Below are 10,119 nucleotides of genomic sequence, written 5' to 3'. Positions count from 1 at the left end.
CTCAAGCCTTTTATTTTTAATTATAATTTGTTTTTAGTGTATAAAAATTCCAAAATTTCAGAACTATAGTTCTTCTTTATGGTATAATTATTTATATGAAATTATTACTATTCTCCAAAAGTATACAACATACACTTTAAGTATATTGTAATTATTGGGAAAACGTTATAGAATAAAAAGTAATTACAGATAAATAATCTAAAGAAACACATTTATATAATAAAAAATCACAAAAAAATAAAACTCCACCTCAGTTTTTAATTGATCTAGGTCGGCAAACTTTGAATCAATTAAAAACTCCCATTAGCAGAGTTTTAATCACAAAATTATTTATGACTAAATTATATCATAAGTTATAAAGGTTTGTGAATACAAAACTCTCTAATTCTCTTATATTTAGGTGGGAAATTTAGGGAGGCTTTTTCATGTTCACAAACAATGATTTTGATATCAATGAACTTACAAATATAAAATTAGATACCACAAGCAACATATCATCAAAGTTCCTCATGCGTGGAGTAAAAATGTTTGATGAAACACGCCATTATCTACTTAAAAATAACGAGCTAGGCAAATATTCACTTCCTTCATCAGCCTTAGCAACCTATATTTACTTACATTTTTATGTAAATGATGTAGGTTTATTACCTCGTGATTTTAAATTATCTATTATTTCCAATGCTTCTGGTATTGCATATACGACTGTACATACAGGATTTCAAGCATTATTAGAATCTGGAATGGTTCGAGAAGTTTTTATTAACGGAATCTCAATTTATGAAATTTGTAACTATGCTAGATTAAACCGTACATATAAAGAAACAACTAAACAAGACATTGGAAAGCTCTCTTATTTCCGAATTCCTAACCATTTACTAGATTCTAAAGTTTTAAAACAATTAGTTTCTCACCGTGACTCAAAAGGTATTCTATTACTTTTAGACTTATGTAATACATTTACTAGAAAAATAGGTCTAGAGAATAAAAATCAAATTGAAAAATTCATTATACAACGCACGATGAGTTACCTAAAAGAAAAACTAGGACGTAATGCTAAAAAAGTACGTGAATACTTAAATATTATTAGACCTATTTTCCCTTTTACAGCTTCAAATACAGAAGTGCGTAAACCTAATATGGGTAGGCTGACTCGTATCAAAGAGTATGTTGAACAAATTTTCATCACAAAATTTAACGTTCACATTTCTGCTGAATGTGTAATTGAATCACAAAATAAAGTTTTAAGACAACAAGAAGCACATATGAGAAAAGAAGCAAAGGATCGCTTGAAGTCTTTAAAATTACCATTGTCTATGAAAGAAGACAATGATCTTATTGTTGCATTTAAAAATGAAATCTCCACAATTGCTCAATTTCTAAAACATACAAAAGATATTAAGAGATTTATGACATATACAATGACATATGCATTAGATGAGCTAGAGAATTTTGTGAAATCTGGTAACAAAGTAAGCGTTTTAGGAGCGTTTATGCGTGCTAAATTCCGTGAATCTATTCTGTCCTGGAGGACTAAATATATACCAGATGATTCTTATAGCGATATGAGGCATGATCTAGTGCTGGCTCTAACAACTAATAATATTCCTGTACCAGATGCCTTAAAGGCATAAAATAAAAAATTAAAAATCTACTTTATTTCAGCCTTATGCTTTATTTTTTAAAATAAAGCATAAGGCTATTAGTCGTGGAAAACTATAAAGGAAACAAAAAAGAACACCAGGAAAAGTAAGTTTTAAACATCAACTCTCCTATTCTTGTGTTCTTTTTCTATTTTCTCTATTACGATTCAAGACTTGTGTATATGTGATAATTCGATAGAAAACTTGTTGAATTGTTAATTATTGAATAATCTTCTTGTTAATTGTTAATTATTTAGTAGACTTCTTGTTAAATTGTTTATTCTACATTTAAATATTTTTAATAATTCTTTTACACTTAGAGCCTCAAGGCTTTTACGCTATCTCCCTTTGCTCTTTATATTTATTTGAATTAGTTATTTATTATTGTTCCAATTTTTATTTTTAAAAATGATAACTTTACATTTATTTGTAATATGTACATAAAAATGAACCCGACAAAATTAAACTATTATTCAATTAAAATTTAGAAATTTTTTATATTAATAATTAATAAATTTAGCGATTTTTGACTATTTTTAGGGAAACTAAGGGAAGACAAAGGGTTCGGCCTATTATGTATATAAAAGATATATATAACTAATAAAGTTTGTAGAAAAACGGAGGTGTAACGCTTGGAATATGGTTATTTTGCTCAAGAAGTAGCAAAGCAATTAGAAATAAACGCCAATACACTTCGTAGATGGTCCATTGAATTAGAAAAGATGGATTACACATTTGAACGTAATGATCGCAACCAGCGAATATATTATCAAAAAGATATAGAGATACTGAGACAGATGAAAATATATCTAAAGCAAAATTGGAAACTAGACGAAGCCGCTGCCACTGTTAGTAATGAAGACATTGCAGCTCCTGAGACATTTAAAGACAATACATCGAATAGCCCTCAGGATGCAGAGAATAAGCTATATGAGGGGATAAACGCAACGGAAACGGATAGCGTTCACGAATCTGATAACGCTGATATAACGCTTTTAGAGGCTGAACGTTCACAGGAAGAGAGTTTTATGATGAAAGAACGGTTTGTACACATGTTTGAACAACAGGATAAAATAGTCCAGCAAAACCAAACCATTATAGATCTATTAATACAGGAACGATCCATAGCAGAAGAAAAGGACCAAGAAATTAAATTGCTACAAAATAAGTTAGATAAAGCCATAACACTACTACAAGAAGATAAGAAAGAGATTCCAGTTCCAAAGAAATCCTTAATTCAGAGATTGTTTAATTTGTAAGAAATTATATGCCGCATATAATGGATTGATTACATGATTTAGTAGAAGTGTGTGAATCCCTCAAATCTACACTTCTACTATTTTTATATAGATGAGCATTTGTTCTGTCACTTTACCTATAAGTTGGCCTTTTGTTTATGCGAACTTTTATACATATGAAGTAAAGGAAATAAAGACAATGATTGCTTTTAACCACTAAAATATAATGAGATGAATAAGAAACTGCATACGTAGGTGAAGAGGATATTTCACAAGGTGTTGATAAGTCGGGAATTGTTGGTGAGGATAACTTCTTATAATGATACGTTATGTTAACCGAGCATGTATATGATATACATTGTTTCTTGTTCAATTAACTGGCAGTTTAGTTATATAAGTAATTGGATATTTATAGTAAGATGAAGGTGAATGAGAGAAGAATTTATGGAGGTTACTCTATGGACTACAATCTATTTAGAACTTTACCAGAAATACCAAATCCTAAGTACATTGTATTTAGTGATTTTGATGAAACGTACTTTCCTCACCAATTAACCGCTGAACGAAAAAGTCAAATACAAGCATTAGAACAGACTATCGTAGAAAAAAGTAGGATTTCTGGTTTACTTTTTGGCTTGGTAACAGGTAGTAACATTGAGGCTGTTCTTGAAAAAATGAAGAGGGGTGGATTTCAGTATCTTCCTCATTTTATTGCAAGTGATTTGGGAACAGAAATTCATTATTTCAACAAATTAAAACAAGGTGAAATTGATAAAGAATGGCTTAGCAGGTTTGATAATGGCAATTACCATCCCGATAAAATAAAAGAGATAGTTGATTTGTTAGCTTCTAAAAATATTGCTTTAGATAGCCAATCACAGATGGGTGCATCAAAATACAAAAGCAATTACTACTATTTCAGCAAGAATGAAAAGGACGATCAATTAAACCTTAACCATATTAGACAAGTTGCTAGTGATTTTAAAATTAGTATAAACATCAATCAATGTAATCCTTTGGCTGGAGATCCAGAGAATGCATATGATATTGATTTTATCCCTTTAGGGACTGGAAAAGACGAGATTGTGAGATATATATTAGCAAAATTTAAGATAGACCGACAAAATGCAATTGCCTTCGGTGATAGTGGTAATGACTTGAAAATGTTACAGGCTGTAAAATTCGGTTATTTACTTGAGAATGCTACAAGTGAGGCAAAAAATGGACATGAGCGTTTAACCATAGGTTCTTATTCAGAAGGGATACTTAACACCATTAAAGAACTAGTTGTGTAGTAGTGATTGGAACCATTTTTTATAAGTTTTTAAATTAAATGGTCTTTGTTTGTGAAACAAACGGATGCTAATGTTAAATAAACAAGATACATTGACTTCCGCTTTCGAGAATTATGTAAAAAAGCTAGCATGAATCTAGCTTTTTCTTTTTTGATCACGGGCATTTTAATATCTTTGTTTATCATGTTTTAAATGTATACTTTTGTTGAATGTTTCAAGGATATCAGGGTATTTTATGTGAGTCCAATGTTTTTGAGGGTTTGAAAGTAAACTAATATTTAAAAGTTTACATTCAAAAACAAGCAAAAGAACTTAGCTTTTAGGGTTCTTTTGCTTGTTTTGATAATATCTGTATCTTATTGAAGTTAATATATTTTATAATTAATTTATTAAAATTAATAGTTAATAAGGATGATTGAACATGAAAGTACAAAAAGAAAAGGTAAAAAGAAAAGTTATTTGTAGGAAGTGTAAATCAGATCAAGTAATTGGTAATAAACGTGGTTATAGTTTTAAAAGAGTAGCTATAGTTTTGTTTTGTTTACTTGTGTTTTATAAAGTAATTTCTTTAATTAATGCTAGTTTAGCTGGGGAAAATATGTTTATAGCATTATCAATGGTGATTCTTTTCTGGTTTTCAATTCCTTTAGCGTTAATTAGTGGATTTATAGGTAGAAAGAATATTATTAATGGTTGCATGAATTGCGGACATACATGGATGCCTAAAAAATAGAATGTTTATAAATCAAAAAAGAAAAGACAGCTGATCTATTGCTGTCTTTTTGCTTTTATTTGAGTAATAAATGAAAATAAACCTTGTAAGTATTTTCTTTGAAAACACTTAATTAAAGTTTCTTAATTATTACTTGTTCGCCATCCTTCATAATGTCCTGTCCATGAATTTTTACTTACTTCAGTTGCTCCTTTTAAATACCAAGTCACTCCATTCCACTCTTTTACAGCAGGTATTTCCTTTTTTGATTTGTAGCCAGGAAAGTCTTGTTTTTCAAGTTTTTTAACAAAACTTTTTTTATTATCAATTGTTTTCAATTTTACACTTGTATCAGTGGGTGTTTCCGCAAATACTCCTCCAGCACCAGATAACATAATTCCAGTTGCTAACGCTCCAATTATTACTTTCATAAACATGAAAAATCCCCCTTTTTTGGAATGAATATTACATAAATAATAATATCATGTTATTTGTATTTTCTAACGTTTTGATTTAATTATAAATATTGAATATTCAATATTTATAATTAAATGTGAAAGGATTTAAAAAATAATTAGTTCTATTAGTAGTGAATCTCAAGTCAATGATTGGAAGAAAGCTAAATTATTTATGGGGTAAGAAGTATAGAAGCCAAGCCTTTTCAATATTTAATAGTTGCAACCTCTATTTGTTTAGTTAGATTTGGTATAAAAACATTTAGTATAGGGGAATAAATGAGTTGAGACTATCTTCTATTATAACTAAAGTGTAAAAAAAGGCGTTAAAACATGATTAAAGAAGTAAGTGTTGGTTTGATTTAATTTGAAATAGCATATGAAATACATAAGGGGTTAGGGAGATCAAGCGGATTATGTTCGATTTAGGCATCATTAAGAGAATTGCTAAGATAAAAGTAAAGAAAGAATTTAAGCGTAGGTTTAAAGGAGCAAACAAAATAGTTATTCTCTAAAACCATATAGTGTAAAAGTGTAAAAATAGCAAAGTGTAAAATGATGTGGAAATATGAACCAAGCGGTTGAAACTGAAAGATTCCATCTTATAGAGTGGATTGTTTTAATTGATGAAATCCATTTAAATGCTCTCATGCAATTAAATGGTGAAGAACTTGAAAAAAGATTAGTGGAGAAATTAAAGATAAGTATTAATTGTTTTTTTACACTTTTTTACTTGTGTAAAAGTGTAAAATTAAGTAGAATAACACAAAAGGAGAAATGAAAAATGACAGTAATTACAATTTCTAATTTCAAAGGTGGAGTTGGTAAAACAACTTTTGCAACTATCTTAGCATACTTATTACAGAAGCAAGGAAAAAAGGTTGGATTAATTGACTTTGATCCACAGGCTAATGCTACTGAAATCATGTTTAATACATTCAATATGGATTCAAATGTAAAAACTAGTCTTTTTGAAGCAATTCAAGAAGAGGATCTGCTTAAATGTGTTGTTAAAGCAAATTCAGAGTTAGATATCTTCCCAAGTGATTTGGATTTAGTAGGATTTCCAGCACATTTATATGACTTAACTAGTGATAAAACAAAGAGATTTTATCTATTAAAATATCTAATTGATCAAATCAAAGAAGATTACGATTACATTATTATTGATGTTCCGCCAACAATCAGTGAATTTACCAATAATGCAATTGTAGCTAGTGATTATGTGGCTCTTATTATGCAAACACATCAACAGTCCTTTGCATCATCTGTAAAGTTTATTGAGTATTTAAAAGACCTTCTTGACTATAATGAGAATATTAAATTAGCTGGAGTTATTCCTTATTTGGTTACAAAAAAGGGAAAAGTCGATAATGAAGTGCTTGAAGACTCTAAGAAGATATTTAGTGATCATTTATTTAATTCACAAATAATGAAACGTGAACGTATAAAATTGTTTAGTAAAAATGGTATTACTAATGAAGATATGCATGATAAAGCGGTATTAAATATGTATCAAAGTGTAGTTAATGAGTTAATAGAAAGGATTGGAAAAGAATGAGCTTTAAAGATATTAACACAAATGAGTTTAGATCTGGAAAATCAAATCCTTTAACAAAAGGTGAGCAACAGTCAAAGGCAATATATGCTACACATACAACTAAGGTTTTAGAAGAAGATCATGTTCGTCTTAAAACATATGCTTTTAAAGACAATAAGAAGATGTTTGAAGTGGCACATGATGCACTTAAAATGTATGAAATGTTCCATAATGAGGGTGAAAAGTTAGGTCTTTCAACTAATGAAGCTGCTGCTAAGGCAATTGAATTATTAAAAAATGGTAAATAACCGTTTCAAGGCATAAGACACAGATTTTATCTGATACATTATTTATTAATAAATAATGGGAGATTTACTTAACATAATGACATTTGCAATATCCAAATGTATTTTTTTATTAGTAATTTTAATAAAATCTATTGTAGATTTGAAATGTTTTTTGATCAAAAATGTTTTGTAAACCTACAAGATATAATTAATAAAAGGAAACCATTTTGAAAAAGATTAATTAATATGGTTTCCTTTCTGTTCATTTAGGCTTTCCAAATCTAAAGAATTTTTAAATGAAAATCCTATTTATGGATTCTTATTTGTAATACTTAGCTAATATCTTGTTTTGTTCTGAAATGTTCTTTGTTAACTTATCTGTGTCTTCACTTAGCATATCCCATAGTAAATGAGAGTTTTCATTCTTGTAAAAAGTGTTAATGTCTTTTAAAGCAGTTTCCATTAAAGATAATGAGTTTAAAACATTTTTCTTCAACTCAAGTGTATCTTGGTTCTTAACATCTTTATTCACAATTCTATCCCTTATTTCTTTTATCTTAGCATTATACTTTAGGGTATTATTCATTCCATCCCCTGTAAGATACCAACTCTCTAACTCGTAGGAGTTTCCTTTTTGAACTATAGCTTCAAAATGTTCTTTAGTATCCTTAAGTAGTGGGAAGAAGTCTTTGTCAAGTTCTTCTCTAAATCCTGTGAATTCATTCTTCATATTATTTGCTTTGTTTACTAAGAAACCAAGAGTAACACCCAGAATGATGATTACAATTAAGGCTCCCATGAATATCTTTTTCTTCATAAACTCCTCCTTTAAACCTATAATTCATATATACTAATTATAGGTTTAAAGGGTTTGTTAGTAAATAATAAAAGAGAAATTATAGCTGGACTATATTTTCTTTTTTGCACAAGTTTAATAAAATATTTTATTATTTTTTATTGTCTAAAATAATTTTATTTTGCTTTTTTTTCTTTCCTGGTAAATTATATTTTTTTCTCGCTTCAATACCTATCTTTGCGATTTTTTTAGCTTCTTCTTTTGATAATCGCATAAAGATCCTCTCCCCTTCCGTATTTATTTCTATGTTTAACAGATTAGTAAAAATTTATACATACCCCTCTTCCCTACCACATATACATAAAATAAATCTAGGACACTAGGACACTGGTTAAAACTTAAAGTATGAAAATGGAGGGCAAAATGAAAATAGAAGAAAAACAGAGGAAGACACGTTCAGATAAAAAAAAGGACATTAAACCAACTGTTTCTATTAATCTTAAAGAAACAATTTCACGGATTTCCTATATAACTACTATTCCAGTAAAAGATGTAGCAGAGCAGATTTGTTCGATTGGTTTATATTCTAAACAAGTAATGGACCTTTTATCAGAATACTTTAGAAGAGATTTAGTGTTCGGAAATACATGCTATATTGGGGACCTAGAAAGAACGTCTTTACAACGTCAAAAGATAGACGGTCTGACAGATCGTATTACAATTCGTTTTACACAGGAAATCGCTGAAAAGATAAACAGTTTAGCCTATGCATTAGATGTAACACCCTCTAAAGCTACAGCAATATTGCTAGAAGTGAGTTTAAAAAACTCAGCAATTATAAACAAATATTTAAAAATGTATTTGCAAGAACAATTAGACCCTGGAAGACTAAAGGAGTTAAAAAGGATTATAAAGTTTATTAATCAAAATAATCCATACGAAGAAGAATTTTCGTGGACAGAATTTTTGTCTTATATTTTTGAAGAAGTAAAAAGTAATACAAAAAATATTCCTGGGGCTATAAATGATTGGCTAGACAAGTATAAATAACACTTTTATATATTATTGTTTTATATGTTTTAAGTATGTATAAAACGTTGATATATATCGATTCAGGTTACCTTAGTAAAACCAAATTGGTTTAAAAGATAATAAATTTTGTTCTTACTACAACGGAAAAAGGAAGAAAATAACAGGTTATATCATCAAAAGCTTCCAATAAGGAGGCTTTTCTATTGGTTTAGAAGTATTATACTAAAAAAATTCACCGGTTAAGATGTCCTCGTTTACTTGTATAATTGGTGTTAAGAAGGTATTGTATTGCTTAAAAACCATAAAAAAATATAATAATCATCATCGAGTAAGCCTATTATAGCATCAATAAGTAGAAGTTTTTATATGCAATATTGCATATATATGGATTTCTGTATGTTTTATCTATATAGTTAAATTGTCTGTTTCTTGTTTTAATTCGTTTACTTATTTTATTTTTGAGCGCTCCAGCAACGGAGCCTTTTTTTATACAATAAAACATTTTCTTTGCATTATTTAGTTGATTTATATTAACTTTATCTTCTTAAATTATATTTATATTTTACCGAAATATTATATATATAACCAGTTTTTTCTAATAATCTATTGGATTGATAATTTTAATGTTATTTGTTATAGGAAAATTTATCATGCAATGAAGATTGAGAAATAAAGAATTATAAAAAATTATGGTATCTTTGGAAACGTATATTTATTATCTGCATATAAATATGTTATAATTTTATCTCTAAAACTACCTAAAAAAGACTGCCAGTAAGTAATGGTGGTCTTTTTTTATTGGTGAGATTGTACTAGTATGATGGAACAGAATTGACTGTATATTGTGAGGGTTATGGGTTATCCCTTCTTTCCATTTGGAAGAAAAGGGGGTAATATACCTATGGATTTTTTGTTTGAGTTTCTAAAAGAATTTGTGAAAGCCATTGTACGTGAAGCTTCTGCGTATGTTTTTAGAAAAAGATAACAAAACCCCCACTCCTCGTCGCCGTCCGAAGCAAAAGGGTGGGTTTTGTAAAAAAATATATGAATAACCACCACCCTGACGGTAGCAGTTACTAGAAGAGATGTTAGCACATCTCTCCTTTTATTATATATACAAGGTA

The 10,119-nt window shown here is 28.8% G+C and carries 12 protein-coding genes; 8 read left to right on the top strand and 4 right to left on the bottom strand.

What is annotated here, in order from left to right:
- Positions 1–425 precede the first annotated feature (425 nt).
- From DN403_RS25150 to DN403_RS25135, 4 genes are all read left to right on the top strand, one after another.
- A complete protein-coding gene (locus tag DN403_RS25150; RefSeq protein WP_149185862.1) occupies positions 426–1,631 on the top strand; it encodes a hypothetical protein in 1,206 nt (401 codons plus the stop codon).
- Positions 1,632–2,272: 641 nt separating this feature from the next.
- Positions 2,273–2,899: a MerR family transcriptional regulator gene (locus DN403_RS25145; RefSeq protein ID WP_149185861.1), complete on the top strand. Its 627-nt coding sequence runs from the start codon at positions 2,273–2,275 to the stop codon at positions 2,897–2,899.
- A 437-nt stretch (positions 2,900–3,336) separates the two neighbouring features.
- A complete protein-coding gene (locus DN403_RS25140; protein ID WP_000386174.1) occupies positions 3,337–4,173 on the top strand; it encodes an HAD-IIB family hydrolase in 837 nt (278 codons plus the stop codon).
- A 421-nt stretch (positions 4,174–4,594) separates the two neighbouring features.
- The gene (locus tag DN403_RS25135; RefSeq protein WP_149185860.1) at positions 4,595–4,906 is read left to right on the top strand and encodes a transmembrane 9 family protein; all 312 of its coding nucleotides are present in this window, start codon (positions 4,595–4,597) and stop codon (positions 4,904–4,906) included.
- A 122-nt stretch (positions 4,907–5,028) separates the two neighbouring features.
- On the opposite strand, the gene DN403_RS25130 is transcribed toward DN403_RS25135, so the two are convergent.
- Positions 5,029–5,322, bottom strand: a complete 294-nt coding sequence (locus tag DN403_RS25130; protein WP_149185859.1) for an LCI fold-containing protein — start codon at positions 5,320–5,322, stop codon at positions 5,029–5,031.
- A gap of 586 nt (positions 5,323–5,908) precedes the next feature.
- Here DN403_RS25130 and DN403_RS25120 point away from each other — a divergent pair.
- Genes DN403_RS25120 through DN403_RS25110 form a run of 3 tightly spaced genes read left to right on the top strand, consistent with a single transcriptional unit; the run spans position 5,909 to position 7,188 of the window.
- A complete protein-coding gene (locus DN403_RS25120) occupies positions 5,909–6,121 on the top strand; it encodes a hypothetical protein (RefSeq protein WP_149185858.1) in 213 nt (70 codons plus the stop codon).
- A 3-nt stretch (positions 6,122–6,124) separates the two neighbouring features.
- On the top strand, positions 6,125–6,901 hold the full coding sequence (locus tag DN403_RS25115) for a ParA family protein (RefSeq protein WP_149185857.1): 777 nt from the start codon (positions 6,125–6,127) through the stop codon (positions 6,899–6,901).
- Complete coding sequence (locus DN403_RS25110) at positions 6,898–7,188, top strand: hypothetical protein (protein WP_061667675.1); 291 nt, start codon at positions 6,898–6,900, stop codon at positions 7,186–7,188. Before DN403_RS25115 ends, DN403_RS25110 begins: the two co-directional genes overlap by 4 nt.
- 298 nt (positions 7,189–7,486) lie before the next feature.
- Here DN403_RS25110 and DN403_RS25105 read toward each other — a convergent pair whose 3' ends face one another.
- Complete coding sequence (locus DN403_RS25105) at positions 7,487–7,984, bottom strand: hypothetical protein (RefSeq protein ID WP_061667676.1); 498 nt, start codon at positions 7,982–7,984, stop codon at positions 7,487–7,489.
- Positions 7,985–8,114: 130 nt separating this feature from the next.
- Positions 8,115–8,237 (bottom strand): hypothetical protein, encoded by a 123-nt coding sequence (locus DN403_RS31950; protein ID WP_255253821.1) that lies wholly within the window; start codon positions 8,235–8,237, stop codon positions 8,115–8,117.
- A 149-nt stretch (positions 8,238–8,386) separates the two neighbouring features.
- On the opposite strand from DN403_RS31950, the gene DN403_RS25100 reads away from it, so the two are divergent.
- Positions 8,387–9,013, top strand: a complete 627-nt coding sequence (locus tag DN403_RS25100; RefSeq protein ID WP_149185856.1) for a hypothetical protein — start codon at positions 8,387–8,389, stop codon at positions 9,011–9,013.
- Positions 9,014–9,853: 840 nt separating this feature from the next.
- Here the strand turns inward: DN403_RS25100 and DN403_RS31565 are convergent.
- Positions 9,854–10,119: hypothetical protein (locus DN403_RS31565; protein WP_218948250.1), on the bottom strand; the 266-nt coding region annotated here is incomplete at its 5' end.

This window comes from Bacillus sp. AY2-1 (assembly GCF_008368965.1).
Lineage (GTDB): Bacteria > Bacillota > Bacilli > Bacillales > Bacillaceae_G > Bacillus_A > Bacillus_A thuringiensis_S.
This window is presented reverse-complemented; position numbering and strand designations above follow the sequence as displayed.